The sequence below is a fragment of the Levilactobacillus senmaizukei DSM 21775 = NBRC 103853 genome (assembly GCF_001592085.1).
GTDB classification, from domain to species: domain Bacteria; phylum Bacillota; class Bacilli; order Lactobacillales; family Lactobacillaceae; genus Levilactobacillus; species Levilactobacillus senmaizukei.
The window spans coordinates 129069-143849 of the sequence record NZ_BCWD01000002.1; the positions used below are offsets into that span (position 1 = coordinate 129069).

Consider the following 14781-nt stretch of genomic DNA (forward strand, 5'->3'; position numbering starts at 1 on the left):
ATCTTTTCACACATTTTTAATTGTGGCCAAAAAAGGCATCCGCTATTTCACGGATACCTGTATCATTGGCTGCTACTGTCGACGTCGCTTAAACCACCAGCCACCGAGGCCAGCGACCAAGACAACCCAACCTAACCAACCTAACCAACGAAACGGGGTGGCCCGTTCATTTGTCACGGGCAAGGCCACCGGTTGTTCTCCAGGCTTCATCGCTGTCGCAAACGCACTCCCGGTATGGATCGGTAACGTCGCGGTTGGCTGACTAATCTGGCCGCTACCCGCTGACGTTTCATTCCCAGTTGACACGGCTGGTTCTTCTGACTCAGTCCCGTCCCCCTGGCCGCCAGTCACCACATTGGCCGCATAGGTATAGGTCACGTCCACCGGCTGCTCACCAAAGATCCCGGTGGCAGTCGTCGACCGACCAACGACATGGTAGCCAGCCAGCGACAGCGGCCGCGTCTCATAGGCCTGCCCCACTTGACCCGTAACACTGGTATCGCCATGGACTGGCATCCCCGCGACAGTCTGATAATGCACCGTCACGCGACCCTGTTTAATGGGTGGCAGGATTGGCGTCGGCCCCGGTGTCGGGGTGGGATTCGGAGCCGGTTGTGGATTTGGTGTCGGCGGAGTGACCGGTGGTTCGGGGGCCAGTTTACGGTAAACATAGGTCACCGTGATCGCCTCCTCACCAAACGTCCCTTGAGCGTTATCGGGAACTTTCGTCAGCTCGTAGCCAGGGATGGTGACGGTCTCCGCCTGATAGGTATCCCCAATATCCCCCTGCAAGATTTGAGTGGCCGCCAGTTTGTGGCCCTGTTCATCCTGATAATTCACCGTGACCGATTCAGCGGCATCGCCGATATAGTATTTTTGAATAATCCAGAAAGAGTAATGGTCTTTCACGTATTCAGCTATTAAGTAATTGTTATCATCCATTTGTATACTTTCATCAAATTGACCGCCTTCTGTCTGATCAACGATGTGGGTAAAATCTAGGCCGCCACTTCCATTATCCGTAACCTGCCCACCCTGAAAATACCAAGCATAGACTAATTTACCGTCCCCATATTCGGAGTCGCCAGTGTAATAAGGGACTGAAAAGGTATACTCAAGATTCTGATTTACGCCCGTAAGTAACTCCCCAGTCTGCAACCGAACAGGAATATCCAAATGTACCTTACGCGTAAGCGAGTTAACTCTGATCGGATCTAGAATGACGTATTGGTGTATTCGTTCTTCATTCACCTTGACTGATAGATTTTTCAAACTAGAAAAGTCTGTGATCCGATTGTCATGAAGTTTAAGATCTGAAATATTAGTTAATCCAGCTAGCGGTGACACATCACTAATCCTGTTATGACTCAGATATACCGTTTTAAGCTTCCTTAGATTTCTCAATGGCGAAATATCCTCGATATTACCAAAATTATGGTATGGTTCTGCATCCTGGCCCCCACCACCCATCATGAGCACTTCTAAGTTGGTTGCGTACTCCAGTCCATCGAGCCGGTACTGTTTGCCATCCGGATTATAGGTCGACTCGCCATTCTCACCGCCATAATAACCAATAAATAACTTCTGCAACCGCTGCATATCATCCTTCGTAATATCGGCAACTGTCTGCTAAGTCTTGTCATCATCCGGAACTGGACTGAGATGGGTTAATTGATAAAAGATTGCCCGTTGGAGTCGCTTATTCGGCATCCACTGGTCAATCGACTCGGTGGCCGGTTTACTAGCTTCACGTGGTCGCTTAGACTTAGCCGAAGTCGGCCGCGGCGTGTCTGGTTTCTTAGGCTTGTCTGTCGATTCCATCGTCGCCGTTTCGTTAGTGGCCTCGGCATCCGTCACAGCCGTTTCCGACTCAGGTACTTCCGCTGCCGCTGGACTGGCTTCACTGTGACTCTCTTCACGCGACTTATCCGACGAAGACGAGCTCCCCAAAAACTCCGCCCCTGGTCGGTCTACCAGCGTCTGTTCGACATTTGCCGGGGTCGCCGCCAGAGCCTCCACTGGTGTGACGAACGGCCCACCAATCTCTGTTAAAATAGCCGCGGCAACCATCCAGCCTTTAAGGTGTCGTGTTGCTCGATACCGATTGACTTCTGCTCCCCAATGCATGTCAAAATCCTCCTCAACCTGTGGCAATAGTTGCTGGACGCCACTGATTACCATAGAATAATAATGATTGCTCCTCTATTGTGAGCTGATTTTAGTATATCGAAATCTGTTTTCGATTTCTACAGGTTATTAACATTTTATATTGTACCTAACCAATGATTTATTTCAATATTAATTAATCACCAACGCTAATCACCCGATAGCTTACCCCCTCGATCCAATTAATCACGGCTAACCTTTCATTTATGACTGACCGTTCATAATTTTCTAGTCTAAACCGGTAAATCACGTTATGATGAGACCGGTCACTTAATGTCAAAAATTGGAGGAGTTTTCATGTTGAAACGTCAATCCTGGTTCTGGGCGATCTTACTAATCAGTATCGGTCTATTAACCATCGGTCCAGCACCCACGGCCAATGCAGCAGCATCCGTCTCACAGCTCAGCCGGCAACAAGGCCTCCTGATTGATCTCGGCCGCCATCCCATGACGGAACCCGACCTCAAACAGGTCATTCGCGCGGCGGCCGCCCGGAAGGTCAACTACCTGGTCCTCCACCTCAGTGACAATGAGCATCTCAGTTTCCAATCAAAGTATTTAGGCAATCGCGCCAGCAAGACCGTGCTCTCGCAAGCGGCCCTCAGACGCCTGGTCACCTATTCTAATGCGCGACACGTTCAGCTGGTACCCGATGTCGATGTGCCCTCACATGCCGGCGCCATCCTGCGGCAACTTAAAAAGAAACGACCCAAGACTTACCGGGCCGTTAAGTTGGACCGAGAAACCCTCAATTACACCCATAGACAAACCAATACCGTGGTCAAAGCCATCTATCGAGAACTCGACAGGACCTTCAAGCATCAACGCCATCATGCTTTCATTCTCGGCGCGGATGAGGTACCCGGCAATACGGCCGCCTACCACACACTAACGACCTTTATCAACGATTTGAGCCGCTATCAAAACCAACAAGGCTATACGACGGTGATTTGGAATGACTCGATCTTGAAGCGCGAGTTACCCCGTCTCAGCAAAAATATCGTCGTCAACTACTGGTCCCAGTCCGGTAATCATTCGGAGACCCGGTCGCTAAAGGATCGTAAGACCATGCGGGCCTCGGTTCCCAACCTAGTAAAGGCCAAGCGAAAAATCGTGAACGCTAACAGCTATGCGGCCTACTACCAATTAAAATATATCGGCAATCAACGCCACGATGACTACTTTATCAACTACTTAAAGAACCGTTACCGACCCAATCTCTTTAACGAAATCGACAAGCACGGCCAAAATCAGAATCGCACCCTGGAGCGTGGTGTCAAAACCAACGGCACCCTCGTCTGCCTCTGGGGTCACGACTCCAAACATATTTCGACTAAGCAAATCGTCAACTTTATTCAGCGGTTGACGATCCCAAAATGAAAAGGTGCGATTCCGAAAAGATGACGTAACATCACTTTCTAAGCCACCCTAGGGAACGCCACAAGTCACCAAACTGTTATCAATTTCATGTACAAGTAATGCGCTACTAGTTGAGTAACTAGTGGCTTTTTAGATCGTTTTAACCTTGATAGACGACTTAATGGCATCAAAAAGCAGGTAAAGTTTTTAAATACAAATCCTTACCTGCTATATCTAAAAAGGGATTGAGCTTCATCGTGATGCGGGCTATCGGTCCCTGGAATGACATTATTAAATATGAAATCGCAGACGCAAAGTTTATGTATCAGGATGATCGGGAAGCTTTCGCCGAAATTACGAAATACTCGCGTTTCCCATTCTTTGCAACTAACCTCTCACAAGCCGATCCTTTCTTTAGCGAACAGATCAAAGCGGATACTGACCTTGTGGCAGTTCCAGTCAGTGATGACCGTGCGCAGATGCCAATCTACGCTAGCTACTTACTCTCACAGAAAAAACAACTCACTCAGCTAATCAGGGACCTTCAGCAGCAATGGCCGACCACTCTTCCCAATGATTCCCACTAATCACACAAAAATAGTCCAGCCAATGGTAAACCACCACTGACTGGACTATTTCATTGTTTTCAGATAACAATCGGCTAACCTAATTATGGCGTCGCCACAGATTCCCAGAGTACCGACACGGTCGGTATCAACCCCCTTGAGGGGTTCTAAGAAGATTGCGCTATTTTTTGGCTATTAATATCCTAGTACTCAGTGCTGCATACATGCCATTTATCCCTGCATGTTCTACCCGAACCGCACTAGCACCTAACTCCGTTAATCTGTTTCGATATTCTCCAACGTGCTCTATATCCAAAATCACCAATTGGCCTTCCGGTTTCAACACTCTATAAGCCTCATCAATGGCCTTTTCACGACTCGACCTTGGCTTGACGTTATGAATTGAAAGGCTGGCAACAACCCTATCAAAAACATTATTTTCAAAGGGTAGTTTAACCATGTTCCCTGTCACCAACTCACTGACATCACTGACTCCCAGTTGTTCAACGTTGCGTTGGGTTACTTCAATGGCGTTTCCTGATTGATCGCCTTGATTCCAGATATCTAACCCAATGACCTTACCAGGCGTTTTTAATTGCTGGGCAACTTCCAACAAAAATGCACCATGTCCCGTACCTAAATCTAATACTTGTGCTTCACTGGACAGATCCATTTCTCTCACGACTCGCCTAATGATTTTATATTTCCCCCAAAGCGAAGTATGTAAGTACAAGCCGCCGAACAATAAAAAGATGATTGGAAAAATATAATTAGTCCAATCTTTGGAAATAATTGCTGTAATTACTCCGACAATACCACCTAATAGGAATAGTATTGGTACCAACGGTGCGTCAATCCCCTTCTTCATAAAACACCCCATCCGAATATTTAGCCGCTAACATGGTCTCAACCGCTGTCTAGATGACAAACTATAACTAACCACAGATTAAATTACAACTCATAATCCGCTAAATCTTTGGAAGGTCGCACCTCTTCTGGTATGTTCTAAATGAATTTCCTAATGCCTTGCCTGTCAGCAGTCATCTGCATGGTACAGCGCTAAAGTCAGCAAGTGCCCGTCACTAAGGATGTTAAGGAAGATACCATTAACCGTAAAAGTGTTGCCAAAAGAAAAGACGCCCCTTTTAAATGGCGTCAACTCAACGATACTATTCACTTTTCCGAAAAAGAATGCGCCCCCCGAGAGTCGAACTCGGATCATGAGGACCGAAATCTCATGTGCTATCCATTACACTAAGGGCGCACAACACCTATAGTTTAATACAAAATCCGTCAATGACCAAATCTTTTAACGGCCTCCGGCGGCCCGAATGGCTTCCTGTTCTAATCGTTGCTCCGTCTGGTCGGCATTATCCCGGAAATCGGCCTCAAAACTGGCACCGGCCGGGCTAACTGTGGCCGTCTGGCGACCATCGATATCGGTAACCACCAGATCGTTACCCTGCCAAGTAGCAGTATCGTAATGCCCGTCCTCAATCTGGTCGAGAAAGTTCTGAAAGATATCGAGTACCGCCTGATTGATAATCGCACTCTCCGTGACAGTCTCGCCGTGTTGCTTGAGCTGGAGCTGACGTAACTGGACTTCATCCATGTCCGCAGGTACCTGAATAAACACACGAACCCCTCCTATAAATTAGTTTGGTTACTATTCTAGCACTTCCGGCCGAAGAAAAGAGTTAAAGCATTATCCTTATCCGAGATCTGGTGTAAACTGGTGATAAGTAAATTTATAACGACTTAGGAGGTGGCTCATGGAAGACTCAATACTAGACTTTACAACGAATCTGGCCATCCTCCACCGGCAATTTCAGCGGGCAATGAACCAGATTCTTGAAGCCGATGCGATGCCTGTCAATATCACCGAATTTTATTTGCTAGTCCTCATCTCAGAATCCAGTCAATTGAACCAACGGAAGGCGGCGTGGACCATGGCCGTTGACGAAGGCCTCATGGCCCGGATGGTACAACACCTAGTCAAGCTGTCGCTACTGGAAAAGGAAACCGACCCCGACGACCGGCGTAACCGGCGCTTGAATCTGACTGCCGACGGTGACCAATTGGTTCACCAAGCGATCGACGTCTTACACGACTGGTGGGAGAAAGTCACGCCAACCGCGAGCGACTTTGATTACTCTGGGATTACCCATCAATTACAATTACTCTCAGCTAGCGTCCTAAAGGGCGACAACCAATCCGATAACCATTAGTCAGTCTAACCGTATCGAGGAGGAATTTACATGAGTAAAGCTATTACCATCGCCGAAGCCCAACGCTTCGACGCACACACCATCAACATCGTTGGCATTCCCGCCATGGTCTTGATGGAACGGGCCGCTTTGGCGACCTTCAACAACATTTTAAATGATGATTTCGACGTTAGCCGCGTCGTCGTTGTCGCCGCTACCGGGAACAACGGGGGCGACGGGATTGCCGTGGCTCGGTTGCTCAAGATTCGTGGCATCGATGTGGCCATTTACCTGTTGGGGGACCCCGCTAAGGCCACCTCACAAACGACCCAACAATTGAAGATCGCGGATTACTACGGCATCCCGCTAACCACCGACTTGAACGATGTGGTCAACGCGACTCTGGTCATCGATGCCATTTTCGGTGTCGGCCTGAGCCGTGACATCACCGGTAAATTTGCGGATGCCATCAATGCGATTAACGCCGCGGATGCCAAGACGGTTTCCATTGATGTTCCCTCTGGAATCAACGCCGATACTGGGAACGTCATGGGGGTGGCGGTTGTCGCCGACACCACCGTCACCATGGCCTACAACAAGATTGGCCTGTTGACGACCACCGGCAAGCACCACAGTGGAACGGTACACGTTGCCGACATTGGGATTTACGCCCAAGATCGCGTCGAACATGCCCGTTAATCGATAACTGACTCAACCAACCAAACGGCTAATAACCTTATTGGCTAATAGCCCGCGTAAAATAGGAATTACGAAAGGCGAGTTAGCTTTCGTGTTTCCTGACATTTCACGGCCAACCAGTTGCGGGTTGGTCGTTTTTTGTTGGCCAAATACCCAGCATTTTCCCAGTGAACCCGGTATACTGAAGCTAATTTAATGGGAGGTGCCTCATGTCACAACTAGAAACTGGCTTTACCAACGTTCAAGCGCTGGATCCCAGCATCATGGTCGACCTGCGCTACGCCACCACGAATAACTTCACCCACCAGGTTGTCTATGATTTCCAGACCGCCATCGCCCGAACGGGAACCGCCAAGAAACTCGCCGCCGCCAACGCACTACTCAAACCTCAAGGCTATCGTCTTAAGGTCTGGGACGCCTACCGACCGGTGACGGCCCAAGAACGACTCTTTGAAGTCTACCCGGACCCCACCTTTGTTGCCGAACCGAATCCGAACTTCTCTCACCAAAAAGGGGTCACCTTCGACGTCACGCTCTGTGACCTTGATGGCCATGAGATCCCCATGCAAACGGGCTTTGACGACTTCACCAAGGCCGCGCACCGCAACGCCTCACGAACGGATGAGCAGGAACGGACCTATCAAATCCTGACACAGGCCATGACCGCAGCCGGGTTCGACGGCTACGTTAACGAGTGGTGGGACTTCCGCGATAACCAAATGGACGAGTACCAACCCGCCCTTGCCAATCCGAACGACTACTAGGGTTTTCTCGTTCATTGTCGCCTGGCCGGTTGGCCCGGTGGGAGCTGGAACGCCACCAGCAGTTGTTAACCACTTTATATCTACTGACAGCAACGTCATTTTATACCGAAAAAATAGGTGGTCACAGTCTTCAAAGAGGGACTGTGACCACCTATTTTCGTTGTGTTTATCGGATTGTTTCTTACTTTTCTACCATAAAGGAATGATCTGGAATTCGGATCAGCGTGAAGCGGTTAGCTAAGCGACCCGCATGCAGACCCAGGCCGTTGACGAAGGACTTCTTATACGTCGTTTCGATCACGCCAACCCACGCCCGTTGGTGGCGTTGGTCATACTTCTTAACCTTGCGCTTATCCCAGTTATAGGCCGATGCCGGCAGGTTGATGGCCTTTTTACCCGCTGAAACCGTCGCATCCGTGCTGCTGACCTGATACTTTTCGCCTTCAGTGAGGTAGGTATACGTTTGGACCGGTTTCTTCCCATTACTATTGTTCACCGTCACGTAATAGGCGGCACCATTCCCGCTACCCGTGTTAATTACCAACGGTTCATAACGGGTAGTCTCCGTTACGCGGTCGCCTAAATGGTTCACATCTTGGAAAAAGGTGGTTGCACTCATGCCACCAAAGACCAATAACCAAACGACGAGTTCAATGGTGGAGATGGTGAAGTTGTGCCAGGAGAAACTACGGTGCTCCTTCACAATCAGGCGGAGCCGCCGGACGCGCATGTCGTGCACCATCCAGACGAGGCCCACCAAGATGAGCAACCAAATCCCCATCCCCACTAAGTTCCAAGTTGATTTCATGATTTCCCAATTCCCTTCCACAAATAAGCCGCTATTCGGGTGTTAACTTCCTCTAATAGCTTACGAGATTCACGCCGGGAATACAAGCAACCGCCCCAGTGGATTTACGTTATACTTAGACTAATATTTAGCGTTCTATATAAGGAGGAATTCCCTGTGTGTACTAGTCTAACCTATACCTCCGGATCTGCCCACCATTTTTTTGCCAGAACCATGGATTTCCCAACCACCACTCCCTGGCGGCCCGTCTTCTTACCACGGGACTATCACTGGCAAACCGCCCTGGCAGAATCCCGGACCACGCGTTACGCCATTCTGGGTGGCGGTCGGCGAGCCACCGACCTCGCCGCTTACCTGCTGGCCGACGGCGTTAACGAGACCGGCATCAGCTGTGCCGAACTCTATCTTCCCGGCGTCGTCGACTACGCGCCCGATCCCCTTCCCGGCCAAACCAACCTCACGCCCCAAGACTTCATCAACTGGGCGCTGGGAGAACACGCGACCCTAGCGGAAATTGTCGCGGACCTCCCCAAGGTGACCTTGGTTGATCGTTGCTGGGGCCACGACCGTTACGTTTATCCCTTCCACTGGATTCTCAGCGACCGAATGGGCCAGACACTGGTCATCGAACCCACGGGGGGACCGTTGGTGGCCCAGCCCGATCCGGCTGGGGTCCTGACGAACACGCCGGTCCTCGCGACTCATTTGCAAAACCTTAACGACTTTCTGGCAATTCCGGGAACGGACTTTACCGCGAAAACGGTCGCGGCGGCCAAAGGTTACCTAGCGAGCGGCGAGTCACTGCCCACTGGACCGATCCCCACCCGACGATTCATTCACATGGCCATTCGGAAATGGGGCTCCCCGGTGGCACCCAATGCGGATCAGCAAATGACCTATATTTTCCGCTGGCTAGATGAAGTCAGCCTGCCCTATGACCCCAAAAGGCGGGGGCAAACCAACCATAATTACACCCATTACCGATCAATTATCGATTTAGACCGCCTAATTTACCACTTTATTCCCCGGACAACTCACCGTTTGCAACATATTGTCATGACGCCGGAAATGGCGGCCCACCGGCACTTCCCCCATGCCTATCCCGCCGATTAGCTTTGAATGTTGCAAAGCTTAACGTGACCTTTAATCCGATTGATATTCGTTTGAGACATTACTGTAACAACTCCCTGATAGTATTAAACACGTTGATATGAAACACAGACATGCAAATACAAAAAAAATTTGAAAAATAAGGAGTTTGTTTACATTTATGAAGAAGACGCTTGTTAACATCGCATTAACGATTATGGCCACGGTGGCTTTTGCCATTGCCGGTTTCGCAATTACCCAACCTACGGATGCTTCTGCCGCAACTATGTCCTACAAGAAAATCCACAAGGTTGCCAAGAAGCAATTAGGTAAGCCTTACGGTTGGGGTGCAACTGGTCCTTCCCGCTTCGATTGCTCTGGCTTCACGAGCTACGTTTACAAGAAGGGTGCTTCCAAGAAGATTCCACGGACTGCCCAAGCTCAATACAACAAGTACAAGCACGTTAGCTACAAGAAGATCAAGAAGGGTGACCTCGTCTTCTTCGGTGGCTCCAAGCACTCCATCTCCCACGTTGGTTTATACGTTGGTCATGGTAAGATGATCGATTCTCAAAACCGTGGTGTTGTAACCGAAAAGGTCCACGCTCCTTGGTGGCACGCTGTTGGTTACGCTCGCGTTGGTTCCGTTAAATAATTAAGTTACAAATCCAGTTCCACAACTTCATAAATTAAATAAACTGGGCCTCCGTCGTTACGTCACGACGGAGGTTTTTTGGATCTATTGTTCTGTAAAGCTGGCAACGTTGGCCGTTCATTGCCGCCTGCCGGTTGACATCCCTTAAATTCACAGAAAACTAAAATACTCAAAAAAACTCGTCCGAATTGCTATCAAGCAACTCGGCCGAATTTTTTCCTAAACTACTTTTAACTTAAAAAAGGTCGCTTACCTGAATGCTCTCAGGCTAACGACCCTAATTTTTTCAATTTAGTTACGAGCCGATGGATGGGCCACAAACCATTCCGTCATGTCATCGATCCGCTGCACCCGCAGACTGGGTAGGCCATCGCGTGACACGCCATGGAAACTTTGGGGATAGCGAATGAAGTCTGCCTCCACCCCGTTGCGTTTGACGGCCGTAAAGTATTCTTCAGATTGGCCGATTGGACACCGCATGTCCCACTCGCCGTGTAACAACCGCACGGGTGTCGTCACCCGCTCGGCATAGGCCAGTGGTGACTGTTGCCAGTAGGCAGCTAATCCTTCCTTAGAGAACAGATCGGCATCCAATTCTTCCGGTTCGAAATAAAAGCCGATGTCACTGGTCCCAAAGAGACTGATCCAGTTAGTCACGGGCCGTTGCGCAATCGCCGCCGCAAACCGCTTAGTGTGACCAATCGCCCACAACGTCATGAACCCGCCATACGAGCCCCCGGCGATATACTGACGGGTCGCATCAAGCTGCGGATACCTGGTCAAGGCCGCGTCGAGGCCGGTTAGGACATCCTGGTAATCGTCCGCACCATAATGGCCAATCACGTTATTTTCAAAGGCTTGTCCGTAGCTGGTTGAGCCCCGGGGATTGAAGAAAACGACCCCGAAGCCTCGGCTAGCGTGAACCTGAAATTCATAGAAGAATGTTTCGCCATAGTTGGCATGGGGACCCCCATGGACATACAATAACACGGGTTGTTTAGGCGCCGTCGTCTTGGCTGGCAGATACCAGCCTTCCAACGATTGGCCATCGGCCGCTTGGAAGTCAAACCGATGGGGATGCGCGTACTCGTGGGTACTTTCGTAAGCGGCGTTGGGATTAACCAACTGCCGCTCGGCACCGACCGTTAAGCTAAACCGCACCAATTCACTTGGTAAATCCTGATAAGAAACCACCAGTGCTAACGTTTGGGGATCCATCACGGCGAAGTCCATGATTTGCCGAGCATCATCGTTAATCAGCTTGGGCTGGCCGTTGACTTGACCCGAGTAAAGCTGACTGCGGCCATGATAGGCAGCGGTGAAGACATAGTGGTTGGCATCCAACCACCGCACCAATTTGCCATTAGGATGCTGCTCGAAGTCGCCCGCAAAGTCTGGGACCAGATCGGCATCCAAATCGCCGGTCACCCGTTCGAGGTCGCCACTGGCGGTATCGGCCATGAAGAGGTCGGCCACGGTATGGCGGCCAAACTCACCATCATCACCGACTAAAGCCACGTGCTGCCCATCTGGGGCAATCGTGGCATCGGTGAAGCGGCCGTGTTTCAGACTACTAGTCAGAGAAACGGTTTCCCCGGTAGTCACATCCAGATAGTTCACGTCGCGATTGAAATTCCGATCATTCAGGGGTTGTTCGTCACAAATATAGGTGACGGCCTGACCATCGACACTCACCGAGGTCAGATCGAAATCATAACCCTGGGCAAAGAGTTCCTCAACTGTTCCCGTTGTCGGTGTGAACCGCTGCAACCGATAAGTCACCTCCTGGGGCAGCCAACCATAGCCATCCGCCTTATTGATCAGGCGGGTCACGTGCCGCGTGGTGGGAAAGTCTTGCGGACTTGGTAACTTGGGCTGTTCCGCCGTCTCCGTGGTCTTAAAGTAAATACTCTGACCAGAAGCGGCCGCGATCACGGTATTCACCGCCTCGTTGACATTTTTAGTCAGGCATTCTGGATCCTGGCCGACACACACACGATATAATTGGGGCTTGGCGGACCCGACTGTGGCGGCGTAATAGAGGTCATCCCCCACGATGGCCGGCTGCAGATTTAATGTGCCATTGGCCCCAATGGTTTGCACGGCGCCCAAGGCATCGACGGCTTTAATCGTCGCGGTGTAGCCATTGCTAGCCTGGTCCACCCCATTTTCCACGTAATAAATGTGGTCATTAGCGGCTACTGGCTGGGATAACGCCTTTAGTTTGAATAAATCCTGGGCACTGACTCCCTGTGACATACGCAAATCACTCCTTCTCTTCAATCGTCTCTCTCATTATTCTCTAATCTCAGTAAGCCTAATGTTAAGCCCCACCACGGGTACTGTCAATTCACAATCCTGTCAGTTAATAACCCACTAAATTATAAAATCTGCTACACTGGCGATAGACAACACCATTAGGAGGGATTCTTCATGAAAATTGCAATTGCCGGTGCCGGCGCCATGGGTAGCCGGTTCGGTGTGAAATTACAAGCGGCGGGCAACGACGTCACTTTGATCGATAACTGGACCGACCACGTCGCAGCAATCAACGCCAACGGCTTAATCGTCACCCGTGATGATGGTAAGGATCAAGTCTATCCAATGACGGCGTTGGCGCCTAACGACGTCACCACCACCTTTGACTTAGTGATCCTCTTTACCAAGACCATGCAAATGGACCAAATGCTAACGGATCTTCATGACGTGCTCGCCAACCACCCGGCCGTTCTCACCCTAGCCAACGGGATTGGCAACGTTGAGACCATCGAAAAACACGTGCCGCGTTCACAAATCGTCGTCGGCACTACGGTCTGGTCTTCCGGTTTAGTCGGCCCGGGCCACATCAAGGTCACGGGGACCGGTAGTATCTCACTACAGGCCGTTGCGCCCGCCAGCTTCTCTAATCTCGGTGACATTATTTCGACATTGAATGCCGCTGGTTTGAAGGCCAGCCCTGCCGATGATGTCATGGCAGCTATTTGGAAAAAAGCCGGTTTGAACAGCGTCCTAAATACCTACTGTACCTTACTCGACTGCAACATCGGCGAATTCGGGGCCCTGCCAAATTGGCGGGAACTCAACGATGCCGTACTGGACGAATTCCAAGCCGTGGCCGCTGCCGCTAAGATCACCTTTAGTGCCAGCGCCGTCACGACGCTCATTGCCGCTCAATTCTCACCCGAAACCAACGGTGGCCACTATCCTTCCATGCATCAAGATATGGCGAACCACCGTCCCACTGAAATCGACTTCCTGAATGGCTACGTGGCCCGTCTCGGCAAGCAACTTGGCGTTCCAGCTCCACACAACGCCATTCTAGCCCAACTGATTCACAGTCAAGAAGCTTTAGTTACCGCCAAGGATTGATTTCTAGATTTCTTTTCAACCGCCTACTGCCATGATTTGACTGGCAGTTACAACTAATTATCCCGCTAAAAGTAATCAGGCAGACAGAACTTAAACCACGACCCCGTTCGATCAATACGTTTGATTGAATGGGGTCGTGCTATTTTTACAATTTTAGCCGGCGACTGGCCAAGCTTTAAGACTCACGACTTTTGTGAGAGTCAAAGTTGCCCTGAAGACCGCCTTTCTGGCTTCAGGTCTGCCTCATGGGGTTATGTCTGCCGGCCGCAAGCGGCCCAATCAAACGAAAACCTCCCTTCGTTGACCCTAATCGAATCAAAACCGAACCCGATCGGAGCGATCGGTAGGCAGTCACAGAGAAAATGGCGCACCACGCTCCGTGGTATTGCTACAATATGTAGAAATTGATACGATATTCCCACTATATCTAGTTGTGTTTTTCCGAAATTCATCGTAACATAGACCTATACTCAATTTTAGCCCCTGCCAAATTAACCTGACTTGGTAGTGGGCAAACATCTAGGAGGGCTAGAGACGATGGACGTTTTAAGAAGATCACAGACCACCATGCATCCGGGCGGTCTCACCGTGGAAAATTTAGCTGGAGATCACGCACCGTTTGATCCCGCCAAAATTCACACGGACCTTACCGCCCTCACCAACGATCCAACCGTTGTCCACCGGGTTGAAAGTCTGATCGTTGCACAGTTAGCTGGTTTCGATGTCGTGGCCACCGCCACTATTGAAGACACCGTGACCCAAACCTTAGCGCAACTCGGCTACGACCAGATGGCTCAAAGTTATCGCAAACAACAGGCTTAAAACCTCACGCCCAGGATAAGAATTCCTGAGCGTTTTTTGTTGGTCTCGTTTTCAGTCATCATTTACGCCCAAAACAAATCAGTCTAACCGGTCTTCTCAGCCATTCTGCCAATCACCGGTAACTGGGTCCAATCCGTCTCAATTTGTTAATTAGACGACTTCTCAGTACCCATCAGACCGGAAATCTGGTCACTAATCATCCTTATAGCCTCACCAACAAAAAAGCGGCAGCCCTGAACTTAATTAGGGCCGCCGCTTAGGGGTAACTATAAATTTT

15 protein-coding genes and 1 tRNA gene are annotated in these 14781 nt (G+C 50.1%); 9 read left to right on the forward strand and 7 right to left on the reverse strand.

Translation table 11 applies throughout. From position 1 onward, the window contains the following. Positions 1-72: 72 nt before the first annotated feature. Complete coding sequence (locus LSE01S_RS01365; RefSeq protein ID WP_162257425.1) at positions 73-1590, reverse strand: MucBP domain-containing protein; 1518 nt, start codon at positions 1588-1590, stop codon at positions 73-75. Between the two features lie 39 nt (positions 1591-1629). Then, complete coding sequence (locus tag LSE01S_RS01370) at positions 1630-2127, reverse strand: hypothetical protein (protein WP_061775837.1); 498 nt, start codon at positions 2125-2127, stop codon at positions 1630-1632. A 336-nt stretch (positions 2128-2463) separates the two neighbouring features. On the opposite strand from LSE01S_RS01370, the gene LSE01S_RS01375 reads away from it, so the two are divergent. Both LSE01S_RS01375 and LSE01S_RS01380 read left to right on the forward strand, forming a co-directional pair. Next, positions 2464-3546 carry a family 20 glycosylhydrolase gene (locus LSE01S_RS01375; protein ID WP_061775838.1) on the forward strand — a complete coding sequence of 361 codons (1083 nt, stop codon included), beginning with the start codon at positions 2464-2466 and terminating at the stop codon, positions 3544-3546. 236 nt (positions 3547-3782) lie between these two features. Next, the gene (locus tag LSE01S_RS01380; RefSeq protein ID WP_156470443.1) at positions 3783-4112 is read left to right on the forward strand and encodes a hypothetical protein; all 330 of its coding nucleotides are present in this window, start codon (positions 3783-3785) and stop codon (positions 4110-4112) included. Positions 4113-4272: 160 nt separating this feature from the next. On the opposite strand, the gene LSE01S_RS01385 is transcribed toward LSE01S_RS01380, so the two are convergent. The 3 genes from LSE01S_RS01385 to LSE01S_RS01395 all read right to left on the reverse strand — a co-directional run bounded on the left by LSE01S_RS01385 (position 4273) and on the right by LSE01S_RS01395 (position 5727). Continuing rightward, positions 4273-4959: a class I SAM-dependent methyltransferase gene (locus LSE01S_RS01385; protein ID WP_061775840.1), complete on the reverse strand. Its 687-nt coding sequence runs from the start codon at positions 4957-4959 to the stop codon at positions 4273-4275. Positions 4960-5283: 324 nt separating this feature from the next. Then, a tRNA-Arg gene (locus tag LSE01S_RS01390) sits at positions 5284-5355 on the reverse strand. A gap of 45 nt (positions 5356-5400) precedes the next feature. Further along, entirely contained in the window at positions 5401-5727 is a 327-nt protein-coding gene (locus LSE01S_RS01395) for a peptidase dimerization domain-containing protein (RefSeq protein ID WP_061775841.1), read from the reverse strand. A gap of 136 nt (positions 5728-5863) precedes the next feature. Between LSE01S_RS01395 and LSE01S_RS01400 the strand changes: the two genes are divergently transcribed. The 3 genes from LSE01S_RS01400 to LSE01S_RS01410 all read left to right on the forward strand — a co-directional run bounded on the left by LSE01S_RS01400 (position 5864) and on the right by LSE01S_RS01410 (position 7761). Then, a complete protein-coding gene (locus LSE01S_RS01400) occupies positions 5864-6319 on the forward strand; it encodes a MarR family winged helix-turn-helix transcriptional regulator (protein WP_061775842.1) in 456 nt (151 codons plus the stop codon). A gap of 30 nt (positions 6320-6349) precedes the next feature. Continuing rightward, a complete protein-coding gene (locus tag LSE01S_RS01405; protein ID WP_061775843.1) occupies positions 6350-6997 on the forward strand; it encodes an NAD(P)H-hydrate epimerase in 648 nt (215 codons plus the stop codon). 209 nt (positions 6998-7206) lie between these two features. Next, on the forward strand, positions 7207-7761 hold the full coding sequence (locus LSE01S_RS01410; RefSeq protein ID WP_061775844.1) for a M15 family metallopeptidase: 555 nt from the start codon (positions 7207-7209) through the stop codon (positions 7759-7761). 181 nt (positions 7762-7942) lie between these two features. On the opposite strand, the gene LSE01S_RS01415 is transcribed toward LSE01S_RS01410, so the two are convergent. Further along, entirely contained in the window at positions 7943-8569 is a 627-nt protein-coding gene (locus LSE01S_RS01415; RefSeq protein ID WP_061775856.1) for an LVIS_2131 family protein, read from the reverse strand. A gap of 156 nt (positions 8570-8725) precedes the next feature. On the opposite strand from LSE01S_RS01415, the gene LSE01S_RS01420 reads away from it, so the two are divergent. Together LSE01S_RS01420 and LSE01S_RS01425 are read left to right on the forward strand one after the other, a co-directional pair. Continuing rightward, entirely contained in the window at positions 8726-9682 is a 957-nt protein-coding gene (locus tag LSE01S_RS01420; protein WP_061775845.1) for a linear amide C-N hydrolase, read from the forward strand. Between the two features lie 157 nt (positions 9683-9839). Further along, positions 9840-10313: a C40 family peptidase gene (locus LSE01S_RS01425; protein ID WP_061775846.1), complete on the forward strand. Its 474-nt coding sequence runs from the start codon at positions 9840-9842 to the stop codon at positions 10311-10313. Positions 10314-10604: 291 nt separating this feature from the next. On the opposite strand, the gene LSE01S_RS01430 is transcribed toward LSE01S_RS01425, so the two are convergent. After that, positions 10605-12572, reverse strand: coding sequence for a S9 family peptidase (locus LSE01S_RS01430; RefSeq protein WP_061775847.1), 1968 nt, complete (start codon positions 12570-12572; stop codon positions 10605-10607). A 174-nt stretch (positions 12573-12746) separates the two neighbouring features. On the opposite strand from LSE01S_RS01430, the gene LSE01S_RS01435 reads away from it, so the two are divergent. Then, the gene (locus LSE01S_RS01435) at positions 12747-13682 is read left to right on the forward strand and encodes a ketopantoate reductase family protein (RefSeq protein WP_061775848.1); all 936 of its coding nucleotides are present in this window, start codon (positions 12747-12749) and stop codon (positions 13680-13682) included. A 537-nt stretch (positions 13683-14219) separates the two neighbouring features. Continuing rightward, positions 14220-14504, forward strand: coding sequence for an ATP cone domain-containing protein (locus LSE01S_RS01440; RefSeq protein WP_061775849.1), 285 nt, complete (start codon positions 14220-14222; stop codon positions 14502-14504). Positions 14505-14781: the final 277 nt, after the last annotated feature.

What these genes read in the sequence shown, in the direction of transcription:
- LSE01S_RS01370 (WP_061775837.1), bottom strand. Translation starts at nt 2,127, where the DNA reads ATGCATTGGGGAGCAGAAGTCAATCGGTATCGAGCAACACGACACCTT.
- LSE01S_RS01375 (WP_061775838.1), top strand. Translation starts at nt 2,464, where the DNA reads ATGTTGAAACGTCAATCCTGGTTCTGGGCGATCTTACTAATCAGTATC.
- LSE01S_RS01385 (WP_061775840.1), bottom strand. Translation starts at nt 4,959, where the DNA reads ATGAAGAAGGGGATTGACGCACCGTTGGTACCAATACTATTCCTATTA.
- LSE01S_RS01400 (WP_061775842.1), top strand. Translation starts at nt 5,864, where the DNA reads ATGGAAGACTCAATACTAGACTTTACAACGAATCTGGCCATCCTCCAC.
- LSE01S_RS01405 (WP_061775843.1), top strand. Translation starts at nt 6,350, where the DNA reads ATGAGTAAAGCTATTACCATCGCCGAAGCCCAACGCTTCGACGCACAC.
- LSE01S_RS01410 (WP_061775844.1), top strand. Translation starts at nt 7,207, where the DNA reads ATGTCACAACTAGAAACTGGCTTTACCAACGTTCAAGCGCTGGATCCC.
- LSE01S_RS01415 (WP_061775856.1), bottom strand. Translation starts at nt 8,569, where the DNA reads ATGAAATCAACTTGGAACTTAGTGGGGATGGGGATTTGGTTGCTCATC.
- LSE01S_RS01425 (WP_061775846.1), top strand. Translation starts at nt 9,840, where the DNA reads ATGAAGAAGACGCTTGTTAACATCGCATTAACGATTATGGCCACGGTG.
- LSE01S_RS01430 (WP_061775847.1), bottom strand. Translation starts at nt 12,572, where the DNA reads ATGTCACAGGGAGTCAGTGCCCAGGATTTATTCAAACTAAAGGCGTTA.
- LSE01S_RS01435 (WP_061775848.1), top strand. Translation starts at nt 12,747, where the DNA reads ATGAAAATTGCAATTGCCGGTGCCGGCGCCATGGGTAGCCGGTTCGGT.
- LSE01S_RS01440 (WP_061775849.1), top strand. Translation starts at nt 14,220, where the DNA reads ATGGACGTTTTAAGAAGATCACAGACCACCATGCATCCGGGCGGTCTC.